Source organism: Mycobacterium persicum (genome assembly GCF_002086675.1).
GTDB classification, from domain to species: domain Bacteria; phylum Actinomycetota; class Actinomycetes; order Mycobacteriales; family Mycobacteriaceae; genus Mycobacterium; species Mycobacterium persicum.
Genome location: NZ_MVIF01000067.1, coordinates 12,953 through 32,845, shown reverse-complemented (window position 1 = coordinate 32,845; position 19,893 = coordinate 12,953). Strand labels below are relative to the sequence as shown.

The following is a 19,893-nucleotide window of genomic DNA, read 5'->3' as shown; positions in this document are numbered from 1 at the left end:
CGGCCGACCTGCCCCCGGCACCCGCCGATCTGGCTCCCGCTCCCGCCGACCTGGCGCCGGCCCCGGCCGACCTGGCTCCCGCTCCGGAGGCGGTTCCGGCTGCGCCAGAGGCCCGGGCAGTCCTGGAGGCAGGATTGCCGCTGACCGACCCGGCCGACGCGCCAGCGCCGGCCGATGCGGCCAACGCACCGGTGGAGATTCACCAGGTCTCGAACGTCGCCTACACCAAGAAGCTCTGGCAGGCGATTGTGGGACAAAACGTCAGCGGCAACGACGCGCTGGACGCGCTCGCCCAACCGACTGTCATCTCCTAAGACAGGGGCTCAGGCCGAGCCCACCCATTCTTCGGAGCCATCGCCGAAGAACTGGTGCTTCCATACCGGTAGCCGCTGTTTGATGGTGTCTACCAGCTGTGCGCAGGTGGCGAACGCGGCCTGCCGATGATCGGCGGCGACGGCGGCCACCAAGGCCGCCTCCCCGACCGCCAGGACACCGACGCGGTGGCTGGCCGCCACCGCACGCACCCCGGTGGCGTTCTCCGCGACCTCGGCTACCACGTCGGCAAGAACCTGGGCAGCCGACGGATGTGCCGAGTACTCCAGCCGCACCACGTGCCGTCCGCCATCGTGATTGCGGACCACGCCGACGAACCCGACGACAGCTCCGGCCGCCTGATGGCTCACCAGATCCTCATGTTCGGCCAGATGGATCGGCTGATCGGTCAGGGAAGCGCGCAGGACCAGCGTCATCGCCGGTGATCTTGGCCGGCGAGTTGATCAAGTGCGTGATCCACCACGTCGGCGAGAACGCCGAGCCCGTCGCGAACCCCACCGGGTGAACCCGGCAGGTTGACGATCAACGAGTGGCCGGCGACGCCGCACACCCCCCGCGACAACACCGACGTCGGAACCTTGGGTAGGCCCGAGCGACGGATCGCGTCGGCCAACCCGGGGATGACGAAATCCAGCACCGCCACGGTCTGTTCCGGGGTGGTGTCGGTCGGCGAAATGCCGGTGCCGCCGGAGGTGATGACCAGGTCGACCTTGGCCTCGACGGCGTTGTGCAGCGCCTCGCCGACCGGATTCCCGTCGGCGACCACCTCCGACTCGACGGGCGAAAAACCCCGCTGCGCCAGCCATTCGGCGACGATGGGACCGCACTCATCGGTATAAACGCCCGACGATGCGCGGGTCGACGCGATGATCACCCGGGCGGACCGCGCGCCGGTCACCGCTGCCAGCTTCCGCTACGGCCACCCTCTTTGCGCAGCACCCGGATGTCGTCGATCCGGGCCGCCGGGTCCACCGCTTTGATCATGTCGTAGAGCGTAAGAGCCGCGACGCTCACCGCGGTCAGCGCCTCCATCTCGACCCCCGTTCGATCGGTGCTGCGTACCGTTGCGGTGATCTCGACGTCGGACTCGCCGACGGCGAAGTCCACGTCGACACCGGTGAGCGCGAGCTGATGGCACAGCGGAACGAGGTCGCTGGTGCGCTTGGCCGCCATGATGCCCGCCACCCGTGCCGTAGCCAGCGCGTCGCCTTTGGGGAGACCGCCGGCGGAGATCAGCGCCACCACCTGCTTCGAGGTGCGCAACGCACCGGCGGCGACGGCGGTGCGCCGGGTGGCCGACTTCTCGGTCACGTCGACCATGTGGGCGGCTCCCCGCTCGTCAAGGTGCGACAGGCCGCCCGAGTGGAAATCGGCCGCTTCGGCCATCGGCGTCGTCCTACCTGTTGACGACGGTCACCGGGTGGAGGTACGGCAGGTCGTCGGCGGGCAGCGGGAACGCCAATTCACCGAAGGGTGACAACGCACCCGTGCGGTCGGTCACCAGTTCGCTTACCGCATGGTCGTCCGGGTCGGTGGTCGGCCAGCCGTTGTCCACGTACTTGGTTTTGCGCGCCTTGCCGTCAGCATTGTCAGCCACGGCATCCATTCTGACAGGTCTTCCTCCCGCCCGCGGCGCAAGGTTGCAGGTCGGGCCTACGCTGATCAGCAATGCCTGAGCAAGCCCCGACCGAACACATCCAGGAGATCCCGCTGGGGTCCTGGCTGGCCGACCTATCCGACCAGCAGCTGATCGAGCTGCTGGAGTATCGGCCGGATCTGGCGCAGCCGCCACCGGGCAGCATCGCCGCGCTGGCCGCGCGCGCCCAGGCCCGGCAGTCGGTCAAGGCCGCCACCGACGACCTCGACTTCCTGCGGCTGGCGGTGCTGGACGCCCTGCTGGTGCTGCAAGCCGACACCGCACCCGTGCCGATCACCAAGCTGCTGTCGTTGATCGGGGACCGCGCCTGCGAAGCCGACGTGACCGAGGCGCTGGCCGACCTCAAGAAGCGAGCCCTGGTCTGGGGCGACAGCGCGGTGCGGGTCGCCGCCGACACGGGCACGGCGCTGCCGTGGCACCCGGGCCAGGTCACTCTCGAAGACGGCACACGCACCGGCGAGCAGATCGGCGAGTCGATCGCCGCGCTCGACGAGGCCCAGCGCGAGGTGCTGGACAAACTCGTCGAAGGATCACCGATGGGGCGCACTCGCGACGCCGCACCCGGGGCTCCGCCGGACCGCCCGGTGCCGCGGCTGCTGGCCGCGGGACTGCTGCGGCGCGTCGATGCCGAGACGGTGATCCTGCCCCGCCAAGTCGGGCAGGTGCTCCGCGGCGAGGAACCCGGTCCGATGCAGCTGACCGCGCCCGATCCGGTGGTGTCCACCACCGCGCCCCGCGACGTCGACGCCGCGGCCGCCGGAGCCGTCATCGACCTGCTGCGAGAGATCGACGTCCTGCTGCAGAACCTCAGCGCCACACCGGTTCCCGAGCTGCGCACCGGCGGCCTCGGCGTGCGCGAAATCAAGCGGCTTGCCAAGGCAACGGGGATCGACGAACCACGTCTGGGTCTGATCCTCGAGGTGGTGGCCGCCGCCGGGCTGATCGCCGGCGGCATGCCCGAGCCGCTGCCGTCGCACGGCGAGGCGCCCTATTGGGCTCCGACGCCGGCCGCCGACCGGTTCGCCGACATGTCCCCGGCCGAGCGGTGGCACCTGCTGGCCCGCACCTGGCTCGACCTGCCGGGCCGGCCGGCGCTGCTTGGCAGCCGCGGCCCGGACGGCAAACCGTATGCCGCCCTGAGTGATTCGCTATTTTCGACGGCGGCGCCGCTGGATCGCCAGCTGTTGCTGGGGATGCTTTCCGAGTTGGCTGCCGGCGCCGGTGTCGATGCGGCAACTGCGTCGGCGGCCCTGATCTGGCGGCGTCCGCGCTGGGGCCGGCGACTGCAGCCCGGGCCGGTCGCGGATCTGTTGACCGAAGGCCACGCGCTGGGCCTGGTGGGTCGCGGAGCAATCAGCACGCCGGGCCGCGCATTGCTGGAGGCAACCGCCGATCCCGCCGTCGTAGTCGATGCGATGACCCGGGCGCTGCCCAAGCCTATCGACCACTTCCTGGTGCAGGCGGATCTTACCGTCGTGGCGCCGGGGCCGCTGCAACGCGACCTCGCCGACCAGCTGGCCACGGTGGCTACCGTCGAATCGGCCGGTGCGGCAATGGTGTACCGGGTCAGCGAGCAGTCCATCAGGCATGCGCTCGACGTCGGCAAGACCCGCGACTGGATGCACGGCTTCTTCGCAGGCCACTCCAAAACTCCGGTGCCGCAAGGACTTACCTACCTGATCGACGATGTGGCACGCCGCCACGGACAACTCCGGATCGGCATGGCCGCGTCGTTTGTGCGGTGTGAGGACCCCGCACTGTTGGCCCAGGCCGTGGCTGCGGCCGGGGACCCGCAGCTGCGGGCTCTGGCGCCGACGGTGGCGGTGTCACCCGCGCCCATCGCCGAGGTGCTAGCCGCCTTGCGCAATGCGGGCTTCGCTCCGGCCGCCGAAGATTCGACCGGCGCGATCGTCGACGTCCGGCCGCGCGGCGCCCGGGTCCCCGCACCGAACCAACGCCGGCCCTACCGCCCGGCTCCGCGGCCCAGCAGCGAGACGTTGCACGCGGTGGTCGCGGTGCTGCGGAAGGTGACGGCGGCGCCGTTCGGCAACATCCGCGTCGACCCGGCCGTCGCGATGTCGCTCCTGCAGCGCGCGATAAAGGATGAGGCTACGGTGTTGATCGGCTACCTCGACGCCGCCGGCGTGGCGACCCAGCGGGTGGTGTCACCGATCGCCGTCCGCGGCGGGCAGCTGATGGCCTTCGACTCGTCGTCGGGGAAGCTGCGCGACTTCGCCATCCATCGCATCACCTCGGTGATGTCGGTCGATGAACGATAATGGAACCCATGACCCGACCACTCGATTGCCGCGGAGCGAGCTTGTGACCGACGGGCCGTTGATCGTGCAGTCCGACAAAACGGTGCTGCTCGAAGTCGACCATGAGCTGGCCGGCGCCGCACGCGCCGCGATCGCGCCGTTCGCCGAGCTGGAACGCGCACCCGAGCATGTGCACACCTACCGGATCACCCCGCTCGCGTTGTGGAATGCCCGCGCCGCCGGGCACGACGCCGAACAGGTCGTCGATGCGCTGGTCAGTTTCTCCCGCTACGCCGTGCCGCAGCCGCTGCTGGTCGACATCGTCGACACCATGGCCCGCTATGGGCGACTGCAACTGGTCAAGAATCCCGCACACGGCCTCACGCTGCTCAGCCTGGACCGTGCCGTGCTCGAGGAAGTGCTGCGCAACAAGAAGATCGCACCGATGCTCGGCGCTCGCATCGACGAGGACACCGTCGTCGTCCACCCCAGCGAACGAGGCAGGGTCAAGCAGCTGCTGCTCAAGATCGGTTGGCCCGCAGAAGATCTCGCCGGCTACGTGGACGGTGAGGCGCATCCGATCAGTCTGCACGAAGACGGCTGGCAGCTGCGGGATTACCAGCAGATGGCCACCGACTCGTTCTGGTCCGGCGGCTCCGGGGTGGTGGTGCTGCCGTGCGGCGCGGGCAAGACCCTGGTCGGCGCGGCCGCAATGGCCAAAGCTCAGGCCACGACCCTGATCCTGGTCACCAACATCGTGGCCGCGCGGCAGTGGAAGCGCGAGCTGGTCGCCCGCACCTCGCTGACCGAGGATGAGATCGGCGAATACTCCGGTGAGCGCAAGGAAATTCGGCCGGTCACCATTTCGACGTACCAGATGATCACCCGTCGCACCAAGGGCGAATACCGGCATCTGGAACTCTTCGACAGCCGCGACTGGGGGCTGATCATCTATGACGAGGTGCATCTGCTGCCGGCGCCGGTCTTCCGGATGACCGCCGACCTGCAGTCCAAGCGGCGACTGGGGCTGACCGCCACGTTGATCCGCGAAGACGGCCGCGAGGGCGACGTGTTCTCTCTGATCGGCCCGAAGCGCTATGACGCGCCCTGGAAAGACATTGAGGCCCAAGGCTGGATCGCACCGGCGGAGTGCGTCGAAGTCCGAGTGACGATGACCGACAACGAGCGGATGCAGTACGCGACGGCCGAGCCCGAGGAGCGCTACCGGCTGTGTTCGACCGTGCACACCAAAATCGCTGTGGTCAAGTCGATTCTGGAAAAACACCCCGGCGAGCAGACCCTGGTGATCGGCGCCTACCTGGATCAGCTCGAGGAGCTGGGCACCGAGCTGAATGCTCCGGTCATCCAAGGATCGACGAGGACCACCGAACGCGAGGCGTTGTTCGACGCCTTTCGCCGCGGCGAGATCTCGACGCTGGTGGTGTCCAAGGTGGCTAACTTCTCCATCGACTTGCCGGAAGCCTCTGTGGCGGTTCAGGTCTCGGGCACTTTCGGTTCGCGTCAGGAAGAGGCGCAGCGGTTGGGCCGGCTGCTGCGCCCCAAGTCCGACGGCGGGGGCGCCATCTTCTACTCGGTGGTGGCCCGCGACAGTCTCGATGCCGAGTACGCCGCGCACCGGCAGCGGTTCCTGGCCGAGCAGGGCTACGGCTACATCATCCGCGACGCCGACGACCTGTTGGGCCCGGCGATCTAGACTCCTGGCCGACCTGGATCTTCGCCGGGTCGTTCTCGGTCAGCCGCCCCTCGACCCGGATCACCGCCCCTTCCCCTAGGCCCAGCGGAACCCAGCTGAACCAGGCCAACGCCGAACGGCACGAAATCCTTGCCGGCAGGCCCGGCATAGGGAGGTCCGGGCGGGAACCCCTGGGTGGTCCAGGCCACCAGGGTGCCGCGACGTGGCAACAACACCTCGCTCATGTCCGCACCGCTGCAGCGCGGACACCACTGCTGTACGGGGAAGGTCGTGGCGCCACAGTCGCCGCAGCGACTGCCGATCAGCTGCGGGTCGTCGTCGGGCCAGGTCGAGATGTCGGGGGCCAGTGCCTTCTGCATCGCGCAATCCTTCGTCGTCGGCAGCACAATAAGGCGCTTTACTGAATAGTACAACGCCATTCGCACATTTCAGAAATAGCATTCTCATCGTGCCAGGCGCCGGTCTATCGCCCGGCCGCTATCGTCAAGGGATCCCCCGCCAGCCCAATACCCCCATGCGAGGACCCGACCATGCCGATCACGGTGACACTTGAACTCAGGCTCAAACCCGAAGCGGTGCCCGCGGCGCGCGAGGTCATGAGCCGGGCATTGCAAGACACCCGGGCGTTCGACGGCAACCTCGCTACCGACGTGCTGGTCGATCAGGACGACGAAGCCCACTGGCTCATCTACGAACTCTGGGACACCGTCGAGCACGACGAGGCCTACCGCAGATTTCGCGCCGGCGAAGGGAGACTGACGGAGCTTCCGCCGCTGCTCGCCGCGCCTCCCGTCAAGACCAGATACGTGACGACCGACATCTGACGGCAGCGCCCGGCACATTCACAAGGCAATCAACTCAGCGCCGGAATCACTTCACGTTCGAAAAGCTCGATGCCCGAACGGTCGTAGGCGGCCTCGGGGAAATAGCAAATGGCGCATTCACATCCCAGGTCGCGGGTCTTGGCCAGCTGCTCGATCACCTGTTCCGGCGTGCCCGTCGCCGCATCCGAAAGGCCTGCGACCATCGAATCCGCCAGCGTCTCAGGAACATAGCCCACCAGGCGGTCGCGGACCCGCTGTAACCGATCCTTGACATCGGTGTCCGAGGTCCCGATGACGGCGGTGAAGTTTGATGAGCGAACGATGGCGTCGAAGTCGGTGCCCAGCTCTCGGCAATGCTGCGCCAGCAGTTCCGACTTTCGGGTGAATGCGGTGGGCTCGGGTGTGAAGTTGGTGTACCGGGCATACTTCGCCGCGATGCGTAGCGTCACCTTTTCCCCGCCGCCGGCAATCCACAGCGGAATACCGCTGGCTTGCAGCGGCTTTGGCGATACTATGGCACCGTCTACTCGGTAGTGCTCGCCGGTGAAAGTCACTTTGCCGTCGCGCCAGGCGTCCCGCATGATCTGCACGCCCTCGTCCAGGCGAGCCAACCGCGCCTTGGCCGGCGGAAAGCCGTAACCGTAAGCGCGCCACTCATGTTCGTACCATCCGGCGCCGATGCCCATCTGGATCCGGCCCCCGGAAATGATGTCGGCGGTGGCCGCGACCTTGGCCAGGTAGACGGGGTTGCGGTAGCTCATCGCGGTGCACATCTGGCCCAGCTTGATCCGCGACGTGGTCGCGGCGTATGCCGCCATCAACGACCACGCCTCGTGAGTGGCTTCATCGGTCGGCAGCGGGACGGTATGAAAGTGGTCGTAAACCCACAGTGAATCCCACGCACTTCCGTCGGCATACGTCGCAAGGTCGCGCATCACTTCCCAGTGCTTTGCGGGTTCGATCCCCACCAGATCCATTCGCCAACCCTGCGGAATGAACAGACCAAAGCGCATAGTTAGGGACTCTAACGCGGTGTCAGGCGCCTAAGGCAGCTAACGCCGCGTACACCGGGCAGGTTCGTAACCCCGGGCGCGGCGCATCGCCGAAACCGCAGACAACAGTCCTGCAGTCCTTTTCCAGCCGGTCGCGCCAGCCCAGCACCATATCGACAAGCCCGAGATCTGCCAGCATCGTCAATCCGGCCACCACCACCGGGCCGTCGCGGTGCCGGTGTTGGAAATCGAAATAGCCCTCCAGAAACTCGCGGGCATTCGTGTCGCTGCTGCCCGGTGGGCTCACCCGGGCGGTCGCGAAGTTGAACACCAAGGGCGTGCGCCGCTATGACTCGATGCGGTTCAAGGAATACCGCGAGCTAACCTGCAGTGAGCGCGGCGCCGGCGAGCCGCCGGCGCCAGTCGGCACGGCCCCCGAAAACCGAGTTTTCCGGGGCCGTGCTGTCTGTTTGCAGCCGAAACTACGTCAACGAGTCCGGCGGCAGGAAACGGTCGCCGTACTTGGCGGCCAACTCCTTGGCACGGGTCACAAAGGCTTCCTTGCCGATCCCGGCCGGCCCCTGGTAGCCGACGATGAACTGTGCGCTGCCGCCGGTCCACGGCGGGTAGCCGATGCCCATGATCGACCCGATGTTGGCGTCGGCCGTGGACGTAAGCACACCCTCGTCGAGGCACTTCTGGGTTTCCAGCGCCTCGGCGAACAGCATCCGGTCGATCATGTCCTGCAGCGGCGGCGCCGACGTCCCCGACTTGAACGTCTCCCGCAGCCCCGGCCACAAGCCGGTTCGCTTACCGTCGACGTATTCGTAGAAGCCCGCACCCTTGAGGCGGCCGGACCGCCCGAGCTCGATCATCTTCTCGACGACCGCCTCGGCGGGATGCGGCTCGTAGGTGCCGCCCGCATCCTCGACACCCTTACGGGTGGCGACGGCGATCTTGTGCATCAGCTCCAGGTTGAGCTCGTCGGACAGCTGTAGCGGCGGCGCCGGGTACCCGGCCTGCGACCCGGCCTGTTCGATCGACGCCGGCTCCACGCCCTCGCCGAGCATCGCCAGCGCCTCGTTGACGAAGGTGCCGATGACCCGTGAGGTGAAGAAGCCGCGGCTGTCGTTGACTACGATCGGGGTCTTGCCGATGGCCAGCGTGTAGTCGAACACCCGGGCCAGCGCCTCGTCAGAGGTCTTCTCGCCCTTGATGATTTCCACCAATGGCATCTTGTCGACCGGTGAGAAGAAGTGGATCCCGATGAAGTCCTCCTGCCGCTTGACGCCGGTCGCCAGACCGGTGATCGGCAGCGTGGAGGTGTTGGACCCCAGCACCGCGTTGGGCTCGACGATGTCTTCGATCTCCTGGAACACCTTGTGTTTGAGTTCCTGGTTCTCGAAGACGGCTTCGATGACGAAGTCAACACCCTTGAGATCCGCGGGGTCGCCCGTTGGGGTGATGCGCGCCAGCAGGGCGTCGCTGCGCTCCTGCGTGGTGCGACCCCGCTCGAGCGCCTTGGCCTCCAGTTTTTCGGAGTAGCCCTTGCCCTTCTGCGCGGCCTCCACAGTGACGTCTTTGAGCACCACGTCGTAGCCGGCCTTGGCCGAGACGTAGGCGATGCCGGCGCCCATCATGCCCGCGCCCAGCACCCCGATCTTCTTGATCGGGGTCTTGGCGATCCCGTCGGGACGCGACTTACCGGCATTGATGGCCTGCAGGTCGAAGAAGAACGCCTGGATCATGTTCTTGGCGACCTGGCCGGTGACCAGCGAGGCGAAGTACCGGCTCTCGATGCGGCTGGCCGTGTCGAAGTCGACCTGGGCACCTTCCACCGCGGCGGCCAGGATGGCCTTGGGTGCCGGCATCGGCGCACCCTTGAGCTGCTTGCGCAGCAACGCGGGGAATGATGGCAGGATCGACGCCAACCCGGGGGACGACGGGGTGCCGCCGGGCATCTTGTAGCCCTTCTTGTCCCACGGCTGCTCATGGCTGTCGGGGTTGGCCTTGATCCAAGCCTTGGCGGCGGGCACCAATTCCTCGACGGTGGGCAGCAATTCGTCGACCAGTCCGATTTCCTTGGCCTTGGCCGGCTTGAACCGGGTGCCTTGGGACAGGATGTTGACGAACGCGTTCTGGATCCCGAACATCCGCACCGTGCGCGTCACGCCGCCGCCGCCGGGCAGCAGGCCCAGCGTCACCTCGGGCAAGCCGAGCTGGCTGCCCTTGACGTCCGCCGCGATGCGGTGGTGGCAGGCCAGCGCGATCTCGAGTCCGCCGCCAAGCGCGGCGCCGTTGATCGCGGCGACCACGGGCTTGCCCAGCGTCTCCAGGGTGCGCAGTTGTTTCTTGACCGTCTCGACAGTGTCGAACGATTGTCCGGCGTCCTCGGGCCCGGCCTTGATCATGGACGTGAGATCACCGCCGGCGAAAAAAGTCTTCTTCGCGCTGGTGATCACCACGCCAGTGATCGAATCCTTTTCGGCGACAAGGCGATCCACGGCCTTGCCCATCGACTCGATGTAGGTCTCGTTCATCACGTTGGCCGACCCCGACGGGTCGTCCATGGTCAGCGTGACAATGCCGTCGGCGTCCTTGTCCCACTGGATTGTATTGTCGGGCATGACTTTTAAACCCTCTCGATAACCGTCGCGACGCCCATGCCGCCGCCGATACATAGCGTGACGAGCGCCCGTCGGGCATTGCGGCGCTCCAATTCGTCGACCATAGTGCCCAGGATCATCGCGCCGGTAGCGCCCAGCGGGTGGCCCATCGCGATGGCGCCGCCGTTGACGTTGAGCTTCTCGTCGGGGATGTTCAGATCCTTCTGGAATTTCAGCACCACCGCGGCAAACGCCTCATTGAGCTCGAATAGGTCGATGTCGTCGACGGTCAGCCCGGCCCGGTCAAGCACCTTGAGGGTGGCCGGGGTGGGGCCAGTCAGCATGATCACCGGGTCGGCGCCGCTGGTGGCGGTGGCCACGATGCGGGCCCGCGGGGTCAAATTGGCGGCCTCCCCCGCCTTTTCTGAGCCGATCATCACCAGGGCGGCACCGTCAACGATCCCGGAGCTGTTCCCGCCGGTGTGGACGTGGTTGATCTTCTCCACCCAGTGGTACTTCTGCAGCGCGACGTCGTCGAAGCCGCCCATCGCCGCCAGGCCCTCGAAGGCGGGCTTCAGCTTGGCCAGACCTTCCATGGTGGTGTCGGGCCGCATGTGCTCGTCGTGGTCGAGAATCAGCAGGCCGTTCTGGTCGCGGACCGGAACCACCGACTTGGCGAAGTAGCCGCCCGACCATGCGGCGGCGGCCTTCTCCTGGCTGCGCAACGCGTAGCGGTCGACGTCTTCGCGGGAGAAGCCCTCGATGGTGGCGATCAGGTCGGCGCCGATGCCCTGCGGAACGAACATGACGTCGTAGTTGGTCTCCGGGTCGAGGCCCATGGCGCCACCGTCGGAACCCATCGGCACCCGGCTCATGGACTCGACGCCGCCGGCCAGCACCAGGTCGTCCCACCCGGAGCGCACCTTCTGCGCGGCGGTGTTGACGGCCTCGAGGCCCGAAGCGCAGAACCGGTTGAGCTGCACACCGCCGGAGGTGACCGGCATGCCCGACGCCAGCACCGCGGCCCGGGCAATGTCACCACCCTGGTCACCGACGGGTGAAACGCAGCCCAGGATGACGTCGCTGATCAGGTTCTCATCCAGGTCGGGGTTGCGCTTGCGCAGCTCCTCGATCAGGCCGACGACCAGGCTCAAGGGCTTGACCTCGTGCAACGATCCGTTCTTCTGCTTGCCACGCGGGGTGCGGATGGCCTCGTAGATAAAGGCTTCTTCGGGCATGTCGATTTCCTGTTCGGGGGAAAGGGGGCTAGATCCGTCTTCAAGACTAGGTCCAGTAGGGGAACACTAACAGGGGCCCTCGGCCAACCTGTTGGTTGGTCAAGAGTTTGCAGGTCGGCGCAGTTGTGGAAAATGTGCACCGCAGATGTCGCACCGGCCACATAGGGGTCAATGGGTCCAACAGTGCCTAGGTGGCAGATGCGATAGAGGCTGCCCGTCAGCGGTCGCACCGCCGTTCGGCATCATTGTTGCGCCTAAGCTCGTCTGCCATGACGGTGTCGCGGCTGCAGCCCTACGCGACGACGGTGTTCGCCGAGATGTCGGCGCTGGCCGCCCGTGTTGGCGCGGTGAACCTCGGGCAGGGGTTTCCCGACGAGGACGGGCCACCGGCGATGCTCAAGGCCGCACAAGACGCCATCGCCGGCGGCGCCAACCAATATCCGCCGGGGATAGGCGTCGCGTCCCTGCGGCAGGCCATCGCCGCGCAGCGCCACCGCCACTTCGGCATCGAGTACGACCCGGATACCGAGGTGCTGGTCACGGTCGGGGCCACCGAAGCCATTGCCGCGTCCGTGCTCGGCCTCGTCGAGCCGGGCTCGGAGGTGCTGCTTATCGAGCCGTTCTACGACTCCTACTCGCCGGTGGTGGCGATGGCCGGCGCGCATCGGGTTTCCGTGCCGCTGGTGGCCGACGGCCGCGGCTTTGCCCTGGACGCCGACGCGTTGCGACGCGCGGTGACGCCGCGCACCCGGGCGTTGATCGTCAATTCTCCGCACAATCCGACCGGCGCGGTGCTGGGCCGGGCCGAGCTGGCGGCCATCGCGGAGATCGCGGTGGCCGCGGACCTTGTGGTGATCACCGACGAGGTATACGAGCACTTGGTGTTTGACGGCCACGATCACCAACCGCTGGCCGGTTTCGACGGCATGGCCGGACGGACGATCACGATCTCGAGCGCGGCCAAGATGTTCAACTGCACCGGCTGGAAGATCGGATGGGCTTGCGGCCCTGCGCAACTCATTGGCGGGGTGCGCGCGGCCAAACAGTATCTGAGCTATGTGGGCGGCGCGCCGTTTCAGCCGGCGGTGGCCGTTGCGCTGGACAGCGAGGACGACTGGGTGGCCGCGCTGCGCAGTTCTTTGCAGACCAGACGCGATCGGCTGGCCTCGGGACTGACCGAGATCGGTTTCGAGGTGCACGAAAGCTACGGCACCTACTTCGTATGCGCAGACCCGCGTCCGCTGGGCTACCACGACAGCACGGCATTCTGCGCGGCGCTGCCGGAGAAGGCGGGGGTGGCCGCTATCCCGATGTCGGCGTTCTGCGACCCCGCGGCGCAGCACGCCGACCTGTGGAATCACTTGGTGCGCTTCGCCTTCTGCAAACGCGAGGACACCCTCGACGAGGCGATCAGACGACTTGCCACACTGCGCGACGGGGCTATCCGGTTTTGCCCATGATGTGATTTCGCAGTCCCTCGAGGGCGGCGTGCAGGATCTTCTTGCGTGCCCGCTTGATCCAGAACTCGGGCAGCGGAGCCGACGGCTCGACCGTGAGGGTGAACCGTACCCGGGTCTTGTCTTCGCCCTCGCGGCGCAGGTTGTACTCGCCGTGCTGCCCGTGTTGCTGAGCGGTCTTGTGGGCGTCCCAGACCATCCAGTCCGGCCCCCAGTGGTATTCGAGCAGTTGGGTGTCCACGATGCCGGTCACTTTGACGGTGACCTTCACGTGGTGCGGTCGACCGTCGGGATGGGTGTCGACGACCTCGACCCGCTTGTGCACCGAAGACCATGACGGCACCGCGTCCATGTCGGCGAGCGCCTCCATGATCACCTCAGGGGGCGCATCAATGACGATTTCGCTCGACGCTTGGACAGCCACTGCCACCAAGTTAGCAACCACGGGCCGGCTCGCGGTGCGGCGGAAACGGAACTATGTCAGAGGATCCCGGTTGCTGCGGCCGCTGATCAGTTCGGTCAGCCCTTTCGCCGCGGCATCCAGCACGTGTTCGCTGGCCCGCTTGACGATGAAGCCGGGAATCGGGCCGGCCGGTTCGACGGTGATGTCGAACCGCACGCGTGACGAGTCGACGCCTTCGGGCTTGACGGTGGTCTCGATGTGCTGGCCATGCTGCTGGAAAGTCTGGTCGGCATCCCAGCACATCCAGTCCGGGCCCCAGTGATATTCCAGGATCTCCTTGTCGACCAGCCCTAGAATTTTGACCACGGCTTTCACATGATGAGGGCGACCATCCGGGTAATAGTCGATCACTTCCACCCGTTTGTGCAGCGGTGACCAGGACGTCAGCACACTCACATCTGCCAGCGCCTCCATGACCACTTCCGGAGGCGCATCGATGATGATCTCCCGCGATGCTTTGACGGCCACCAAGCTCAAGCTAGCAACGCCGCCCTATTCGCGGACGTGTTCGAGACAATTCGAAAGAATAGGTGACTACCAGTTTATTTCGTCGATCGGCGTGGTTGCTGCCGGCGGTGCCGCGACGGGTCCGGCCGGGGTGCGCGAGAAGCGCGGCGCGGGTGCGGCCTGGTCCACACCGTCGACGTTGATCACCGTCGATCGGGCTCTCAGGTGGGCGTTGCCGGCCGCTTCGCTCCAGGTCAGCACCGGAGTCACACACGCGTCGGTGCCGGCGAAGACCTCGGTCCACTCGTCGCGGGTCCGGCCGGCGAACCGCTCGGCGAAGATGTCGCGCATCCGCGGGTACGAGCCGACGTCGAGCTGGTTCGACACGTCGTCGGCCGTCAGGCCGAGCCCGGCCAGCAGCGCCGCGAAGAACTGCGGCTCGATGGCGCCCACCGCTAGATATTTGCCGTCGGCCGTTTCATAGCAACGGTAGAACGGGGCGCCGCCGTCGAGCAGGAACGATTCGCGTTCGTCGCGCAAACTCCCGATTGCCTTCATGGTCCACATCATCTGGGCCAGCACGCTGACCCCGTCGACCATCGCGGCGTCGATCACCTGGCCCTTGTCCGACCGCTCCCGCTCATACAGCGCGGCCACGATGCCCAGCAGCACCAGCATGGAGCCGCCGCCGAAGTCGGCTACCAGGTTCAGCGGCGGCATCGGCGGCCGGTCGGCGTAGCCGAGCGCCGACAACGCACCGGTCTGCGACAGGTAGTTGATGTCGTGGCCGGCCGTCGATGCCAGCGGCCCGTCCTGTCCCCAGCCGGTGATGCGCGCGAAGATCAGTCGCGGATTGACCGCCGCGCAGTCGTCGGGACCGATGCCGAGCCGCTCGCAGGTGCCGGGACGAAAGCAGTCCAGCAGCACATCGGCCTTGGCGGCCAACGCCAGCAACGCACCGGGCTGGGCCTTGACATCCAGGTCCACGATCCGCTTCCCGCGATGCAGCAGATCCCGGTCCTCGGACGGCATGGTCAACCCGCCGGGACGGCGCACCCGCACCACATCGGCGCCCAGGTCGGCCAGCACCATCCCGGCATGGGGGCCCGGTCCGATGCCGCCGAGTTCGATGACCTTCACCCCCGCCAAGGGTCCCCCGCCGGTCACGGTGGCTAGCCGCCCTTCTTGACCTTGAGCACCCGCTTGCGCAGCCCGTCGGTATTGATCTCGATGACCCCTTTGATGGCGCGTTTGATCACGAAGCCGGGCAGCGGCACCAGCGGGTCCAGGCTCAGGTCGAACTTCGTCCGGGTCTTGTCGCCCTCCGAGGTGAGCGTGTAGCCGCCCTCTTGGTTACGCGACGCCTTGCCGCTTTCCTGCGTCCAGGTGACACCGTCGTCGCGCCAGCTGTAGGCGAGCACGATTTCGTCGGTGACTCCGGCGGTCTTGACTTTCATCCGGGCTCGCCGCGGCCGGCCGTCGTCGTGACGTTCGAGCACTTCGGCGCTCTGATGGATGTCGGACCATTCGGGCATGGCCTCGATGTCGGCGACGACGTCGAGGATTTCCTTGGGGCTTGCTTCGATGACTACTTCGCGGGATTCCTTGACTGCCATGGCGCCGACGATAGCGCGACCGCGCCGCGGCGGGAATGGTTTCGCCCGGCGTACCGTCGTCTTCGTGACCGATCGTGCGGCTGGCCCCAACGAACCCGTATACACCGTCGGCGACTACCTGCTGGACCGCCTCGCCGAACTCGGCGTTTCCGAAATCTTCGGCGTGCCCGGCGACTACAACCTGGAGTTCCTCGACCATATCGTGGCCCATCCAGCCATCCGGTGGGTGGGCAACGCCAACGAGCTCAACGCCGGCTATGCCGCCGACGGTTACGGGCGGTTGCGCGGAATGTCGGCGGTGGTAACGACATTCGGTGTCGGAGAACTGTCGGCGGCCAATGCGATCGCGGGCAGTTACGCCGAGCATGTGCCGGTGGTCCACATCGTCGGCGGCCCCTCCAAAGACGCCCAGGGCACCCGCCGGGCGCTGCACCATTCGCTCGGCGACGGGGACTTCGAGCACTTCTTTCGGATCAGCCGCGAAATCACTTGCGCCCAAGCCAATCTCATGCCGGCAACGGCATGCCGGGAGATCGATCGGGTGCTGTGCGAGGTGCGGGAGCAGAAGCGGCCCGGATACCTACTGTTGTCCACCGACGTGGCCCGCTTCCCCACCGAAGCGCCCAGCGCCCCCCTCCCCCGATACGGCGGCGGCACCAGCCCGCGCGCGCTGTCGCTGTTCACCGAAGCCGCTGCCGCACTGATCGGCGAGCACCAGCTCACCGTGCTGGCCGACTTGCTGGTTCATCGGTTGCGGGCGGTCGGCGAGCTGGAGGCGTTGCTGGCCGCCGATGTGGTGCCGCATGCCACGCTGATGTGGGGCAAGAGCCTGCTCGACGAGAGTTCTCCCAACTTTCTGGGCATCTATGCCGGAGCCGCCAGCGCGGAGCGGGTGCGTGCGGCGATCGAGCAGGCTCCGGTGCTGGTGACGGCCGGGGTGGTGTTCACCGACATGGTCAGTGGGTTCTTCAGCCAGCGGATCGATCCGGCGCGCACCATCGACATCGGCCAGTACCAATGCACCGTCGCCGGTGAGGTGTTCGCGCCGCTAGAGATGAGCGCCGCGCTGCGCGCGCTGGCCGAGATCCTGGCGGGGCGCGGGATATGCTCACCCCCCGTGCCGGCGCCGGATGACCACCGGCCGCCGCCGACGCCGCGGCGCGACGACCCGCTGACCCAGCGGATGCTGTGGGACCGGGTCAACGACGCGCTCACGCCCGGCAACGTGGTGCTGGCCGAGCAGGGCACCTCGTTCTACGGCATGGCGGACCACCGGTTGCCGCACGGCGTCACCTTCATCGGTCAACCCCTTTGGGGCTCAATCGGTTACACGCTACCGGCGGCGCTCGGGGCCGCGGTGGCCCATCGCGACCGCCGGACGGTGCTGTTGATCGGTGACGGAGCCGCTCAACTGACCGTCCAGGAGATCGGCAACTTCTCCCGCGAGGGGCTGTCGCCGGTCATCGTGGTGGTCAACAACGACGGCTACACCATCGAACGGGCGATACACGGCGAAACGGCCCCCTACAACGACATCGTCGACTGGAGTTGGACCGCCATCCCCAGCGCGCTGGGAGTGGCCGATCACCTGGCGTTCCGGGCGCAGACGTACGGCGAACTCGATGACGCGCTCACCGCGGCCGCGGCGCACCGGGACCGTTTGGTGCTCGTCGAGGCGGTGCTGCCGCGGCTCGAAATCCCGCACCTACTCGGCGATCTCGTCGCGCCCACGTCGTCGGACGGCACCGCGCGCCGCTGACTCAGGACCGGTGCGGTGTCCGCTCCGCGACAGCACCGCCTCGACGAGCACCAAGGATCGCGCGAATGGTGTGCCGGCATCGTCCGCAGTCGGCGCCCGCTCCGCAGGCCTGGGCCACATCCTTGGTGGTCGAGGCGCCGGCAGCAACGGCCTCGGCCACCATCTGGCTGGTGACGCCGTTACACAGGCAGACATACATCGAGCGATCCGCTCAATCCGTCTCGATCCGCATCATCTCCGAAAGCCGGCCGACGAACAGCGGTGGGTAGGCACCCACTCCGGCGCGGCCCATCCATTGGGCCGCGGCATCGGGATGGTCGATCCACTCCAGGGCGCGCCCTTCGTCCGGGAATTCCTGCAGAATCAGGACCTCGTGCTCGTCGTCGAAAGCCTGGAAAACCCACGTCTTTCGGATGCCGGCGGCGCTGAACCGCGCCATCGCAAGGCCGACCTCGGCGGTCAGTGTCGACACGTCGTCCACCGACGCGATTCCGGCCACCACGACCCCCGGTGCCCGGCCGGCGGCCCCCGCGGCCGGAGCCTCGGCAATGAACCTGTCCACGATCTCGCCGGCGAAGACCGCCGGGATGTCCGCGACGCCCGCCGCGTCGAACCATTCGAAGAAGACCCGGGAGCGCAGCAGCTCCACGATCGGTTCGCGGCTGTGCACGCCGATCATCACCAGGACTCGGCCGTAGTCGTGGGTCGAGGTATAGACCAGAACGTGGTGGGCTCCGATCGCGGCCAGCGCCGACTTCTTGCGCTGCAACAACGGCCACACTCGGCTCGGATCCGGGACCCGGTAGTCGGACGCGATCACCATCGAATGGATCTCATTGGTCATGCTCGTATTCCCGTCACCCGCAGACCCCCGATCTACACCGACCTACACCGGATCGAACGATGAGATGAGCCACTTCCCGTCGGCTTTGGTCAGCTTGACCATGACGCTGCTGGACGTCAACGTCGGCTCCGGCCGGTCGGCGCTCTGGGTGCTTTGGTTGACGAACACCAGCACGACGGCCGAGTCCGGATGCAATTCGGATACGGCGGCGCGAAGCACCACCGCGCTCGTCTTGACCGACTTCTGCTTGGCGGCCGGTGCGACGATCTGTTGGGTGAACTGGTCGTAATACGACAAGAAGTCGCCGGTCAAATGTGATCTCGCGGAAGAGAAATCGCGCTCCAGAGTATCTGGAGAGTACGACAGGATGGCGATGGTGCCATCGGTAGCCGCCGCGACCGCCGACTTGGCGGCCTGGTCATCGACTTCGCGGTCCGGTCGGTAGGAGGAGAAATACAGTCCTGCCAGCAGCGCCAGCGAGGCCGCCACTAGCAACGCCATCAGGGCAGCGATCACCTTGCGGCGCTTCGGCCGTGCGCGCCGGACGCCATCGCTCGGCGAGGCCGGGTCGGCCTCCACAGTCTCCTCGACCGACGTTTTCTCTGCGGTCATGGCACGAACTCGACTTTCGACATCTTGAGCTGGTCACCGTCGCGGGTGATGGTCACGATCAACCGGAACTTGCGGGGATCCTGCTTGGCTCCGGCGGCATTGGTGACTTCGGAAGTCGAGGCGACCAGCACCACCGCCGAGTCGTCGGTCATGGTGTCCACGTCGACGGCGACCGCCTGGACGGTGCCCTGCTCGACCACCTTCGACTGTTCGACCACCTTGATGAAATCGTCTGCCACCTTTGCCATATCATCACGAAACGTCCCGGTGGAGTTGTCCAGGATGCGCTGCACACCCTGCTTGGCGTTGGTGAAGTCCAGCGATGTCAACGTCACCACGCCCTGTCGCGCCGCTGCGGCGAACTCAGCCATTCGCTCACGGTGGCGGGTGGCGTCGCGATGCTTCACCACCATGTACAGGCTGCCCGACAGCGCGGCCAGAATGACGATGACGGCCAGCGCAGCGGCAACCGCGGACCGGGTGAGCCGCAGCCTGCGCCGGCGCCGCGCCGGCGCCTCGTCGGCATCGACGTACACATCGACCACCGCGACGTCGCTGTCGTCGCCCCCTACGTCCAAACCACGCTCGGCGTTGACGGTTTCAGCTTCCACCGGGGGCTCGGAATCGTCCGGCTCACCCTTGGATACCTCCGCGCCGACTTCTTCGGTGGCCGGGCCTTTGGCCGGGCCGTCGGCCACTTCGGCCTGGCGGCGCAACTGAATTGCGCGGGCGCGGGCGCGGGCGGCGGCGGCCAGGGCTTCGGCTTCGGCGGCCTCGGCTTCGGCCTGTTCGGCCAATGCCCGCAATTCAGCTGCGGTGCTTGCGGTTTCGTCGTCGCTCACTAGAATCGATCTCGGGTCAGCGGCGTTTTGGTTGCTGCCGGCGCTCATGATTCACCGGCCCGACGGGGCGACTGCTCGGGTAACTCAACGCGGATCTCCTCTACCCCTGGTCCGCCAGTGGCCAGACGTCGCTGTTGCGCAACCCTACTAGGCAAGGCCGACATCACGCGAGCACCCGGGCCGACGTCGCGGCCGCCGGCCAGGTGCTGGCGCCCGCCGCACGGCATCGCC

At 67.0% G+C, this 19,893-nt stretch carries 21 protein-coding genes and 2 pseudogenes; 6 read left to right on the top strand and 17 right to left on the bottom strand.

Annotated features, from left to right (window positions below; genetic code table 11):
- A pseudogene (locus BST40_RS18895) lies at window positions 1–314 on the top strand (Resuscitation-promoting factor RpfA); the annotation flags it as partial.
- 9 nt (window positions 315–323) lie between these two features.
- Here the strand turns inward: BST40_RS18895 and BST40_RS18890 are convergent.
- Genes BST40_RS18890 through BST40_RS18875 form a run of 4 tightly spaced genes read right to left on the bottom strand, consistent with a single transcriptional unit; the run spans window position 324 to window position 1,930 of the window.
- Window positions 324–749, bottom strand: coding sequence for a molybdenum cofactor biosynthesis protein MoaE (locus BST40_RS18890; RefSeq protein WP_075549009.1), 426 nt, complete (start codon window positions 747–749; stop codon window positions 324–326).
- On the bottom strand, window positions 746–1,231 hold the full coding sequence (locus BST40_RS18885) for a MogA/MoaB family molybdenum cofactor biosynthesis protein (protein WP_075549010.1): 486 nt from the start codon (window positions 1,229–1,231) through the stop codon (window positions 746–748). The genes BST40_RS18890 and BST40_RS18885 overlap by 4 nt, the downstream gene beginning before the upstream one ends.
- On the bottom strand, window positions 1,228–1,719 hold the full coding sequence (gene moaC / locus BST40_RS18880; RefSeq protein WP_075549011.1) for a cyclic pyranopterin monophosphate synthase MoaC: 492 nt from the start codon (window positions 1,717–1,719) through the stop codon (window positions 1,228–1,230). The genes BST40_RS18885 and moaC overlap by 4 nt, the downstream gene beginning before the upstream one ends.
- A 10-nt stretch (window positions 1,720–1,729) precedes the next feature.
- The gene (locus tag BST40_RS18875) at window positions 1,730–1,930 is read right to left on the bottom strand and encodes a hypothetical protein (protein WP_089025224.1); all 201 of its coding nucleotides are present in this window, start codon (window positions 1,928–1,930) and stop codon (window positions 1,730–1,732) included.
- Window positions 1,931–2,001: 71 nt separating this feature from the next.
- On the opposite strand from BST40_RS18875, the gene BST40_RS18870 reads away from it, so the two are divergent.
- Together BST40_RS18870 and BST40_RS18865 are read left to right on the top strand one after the other, a co-directional pair.
- Window positions 2,002–4,269: a helicase-associated domain-containing protein gene (locus tag BST40_RS18870; protein WP_083155099.1), complete on the top strand. Its 2,268-nt coding sequence runs from the start codon at window positions 2,002–2,004 to the stop codon at window positions 4,267–4,269.
- A gap of 43 nt (window positions 4,270–4,312) precedes the next feature.
- Entirely contained in the window at window positions 4,313–5,962 is a 1,650-nt protein-coding gene (locus BST40_RS18865; protein WP_036410095.1) for a DNA repair helicase XPB, read from the top strand.
- Window position 5,963: 1 nt separating this feature from the next.
- Here BST40_RS18865 and BST40_RS18860 read toward each other — a convergent pair.
- Window positions 5,964–6,321 (bottom strand): annotated as a pseudogene (locus BST40_RS18860) (Zn-ribbon domain-containing OB-fold protein); the annotation flags it as partial.
- 171 nt (window positions 6,322–6,492) lie between these two features.
- On the opposite strand from BST40_RS18860, the gene BST40_RS18855 reads away from it, so the two are divergent.
- On the top strand, window positions 6,493–6,786 hold the full coding sequence (locus BST40_RS18855) for a putative quinol monooxygenase (protein ID WP_036408968.1): 294 nt from the start codon (window positions 6,493–6,495) through the stop codon (window positions 6,784–6,786).
- Between the two features lie 29 nt (window positions 6,787–6,815).
- Here BST40_RS18855 and BST40_RS18850 read toward each other — a convergent pair whose 3' ends face one another.
- The 4 genes from BST40_RS18850 to BST40_RS18835 all read right to left on the bottom strand — a co-directional run bounded on the left by BST40_RS18850 (window position 6,816) and on the right by BST40_RS18835 (window position 11,622).
- Window positions 6,816–7,799 (bottom strand): LLM class F420-dependent oxidoreductase, encoded by a 984-nt coding sequence (locus BST40_RS18850; RefSeq protein WP_075549014.1) that lies wholly within the window; start codon window positions 7,797–7,799, stop codon window positions 6,816–6,818.
- 22 nt (window positions 7,800–7,821) lie between these two features.
- Window positions 7,822–8,109 (bottom strand): hypothetical protein, encoded by a 288-nt coding sequence (locus BST40_RS18845; RefSeq protein WP_075549015.1) that lies wholly within the window; start codon window positions 8,107–8,109, stop codon window positions 7,822–7,824.
- A 151-nt stretch (window positions 8,110–8,260) separates the two neighbouring features.
- Entirely contained in the window at window positions 8,261–10,405 is a 2,145-nt protein-coding gene (locus BST40_RS18840) for a 3-hydroxyacyl-CoA dehydrogenase NAD-binding domain-containing protein (protein ID WP_083155098.1), read from the bottom strand.
- Window positions 10,406–10,410: 5 nt separating this feature from the next.
- On the bottom strand, window positions 10,411–11,622 hold the full coding sequence (locus BST40_RS18835) for an acetyl-CoA C-acetyltransferase (RefSeq protein ID WP_036414594.1): 1,212 nt from the start codon (window positions 11,620–11,622) through the stop codon (window positions 10,411–10,413).
- A gap of 269 nt (window positions 11,623–11,891) precedes the next feature.
- Between BST40_RS18835 and BST40_RS18830 the strand changes: the two genes are divergently transcribed.
- On the top strand, window positions 11,892–13,082 hold the full coding sequence (locus BST40_RS18830; RefSeq protein ID WP_075549017.1) for a pyridoxal phosphate-dependent aminotransferase: 1,191 nt from the start codon (window positions 11,892–11,894) through the stop codon (window positions 13,080–13,082).
- On the opposite strand, the gene BST40_RS18825 is transcribed toward BST40_RS18830, so the two are convergent.
- The 4 genes from BST40_RS18825 to BST40_RS18810 form a co-directional block, all read right to left on the bottom strand.
- Entirely contained in the window at window positions 13,063–13,503 is a 441-nt protein-coding gene (locus BST40_RS18825) for an SRPBCC family protein (protein WP_075549035.1), read from the bottom strand. The genes BST40_RS18830 and BST40_RS18825 overlap by 20 nt on opposite strands.
- Before the next feature lie 51 nt (window positions 13,504–13,554).
- Window positions 13,555–14,010, bottom strand: a complete 456-nt coding sequence (locus BST40_RS18820) for an SRPBCC family protein (protein ID WP_083155096.1) — start codon at window positions 14,008–14,010, stop codon at window positions 13,555–13,557.
- Window positions 14,011–14,076: 66 nt separating this feature from the next.
- Entirely contained in the window at window positions 14,077–15,156 is a 1,080-nt protein-coding gene (locus BST40_RS18815) for a CaiB/BaiF CoA transferase family protein (protein WP_075549018.1), read from the bottom strand.
- Window positions 15,157–15,161: 5 nt separating this feature from the next.
- The gene (locus BST40_RS18810; protein ID WP_075549019.1) at window positions 15,162–15,605 is read right to left on the bottom strand and encodes an SRPBCC family protein; all 444 of its coding nucleotides are present in this window, start codon (window positions 15,603–15,605) and stop codon (window positions 15,162–15,164) included.
- Here BST40_RS18810 and BST40_RS18805 point away from each other — a divergent pair.
- Complete coding sequence (locus tag BST40_RS18805; RefSeq protein ID WP_083155094.1) at window positions 15,604–17,364, top strand: alpha-keto acid decarboxylase family protein; 1,761 nt, start codon at window positions 15,604–15,606, stop codon at window positions 17,362–17,364. The two genes, BST40_RS18810 and BST40_RS18805, sit on opposite strands and share 2 nt — an antisense overlap.
- A gap of 1 nt (window position 17,365) precedes the next feature.
- Here BST40_RS18805 and BST40_RS18800 read toward each other — a convergent pair whose 3' ends face one another.
- From BST40_RS18800 to BST40_RS18785, 4 genes are read right to left on the bottom strand one after another with little or no spacing between them, the layout of a single operon-like run.
- Window positions 17,366–17,563: a (2Fe-2S)-binding protein gene (locus BST40_RS18800; RefSeq protein ID WP_075549020.1), complete on the bottom strand. Its 198-nt coding sequence runs from the start codon at window positions 17,561–17,563 to the stop codon at window positions 17,366–17,368.
- A 12-nt stretch (window positions 17,564–17,575) separates the two neighbouring features.
- Window positions 17,576–18,208 carry a fatty-acid--CoA ligase gene (locus BST40_RS18795; protein ID WP_083155092.1) on the bottom strand — a complete coding sequence of 211 codons (633 nt, stop codon included), beginning with the start codon at window positions 18,206–18,208 and terminating at the stop codon, window positions 17,576–17,578.
- A gap of 42 nt (window positions 18,209–18,250) precedes the next feature.
- On the bottom strand, window positions 18,251–18,820 hold the full coding sequence (locus tag BST40_RS18790; protein WP_075549022.1) for a twin-arginine translocation pathway signal: 570 nt from the start codon (window positions 18,818–18,820) through the stop codon (window positions 18,251–18,253).
- Complete coding sequence (locus BST40_RS18785) at window positions 18,817–19,710, bottom strand: hypothetical protein (protein WP_083155090.1); 894 nt, start codon at window positions 19,708–19,710, stop codon at window positions 18,817–18,819. The genes BST40_RS18790 and BST40_RS18785 overlap by 4 nt, the downstream gene beginning before the upstream one ends.
- Window positions 19,711–19,893: the final 183 nt, after the last annotated feature.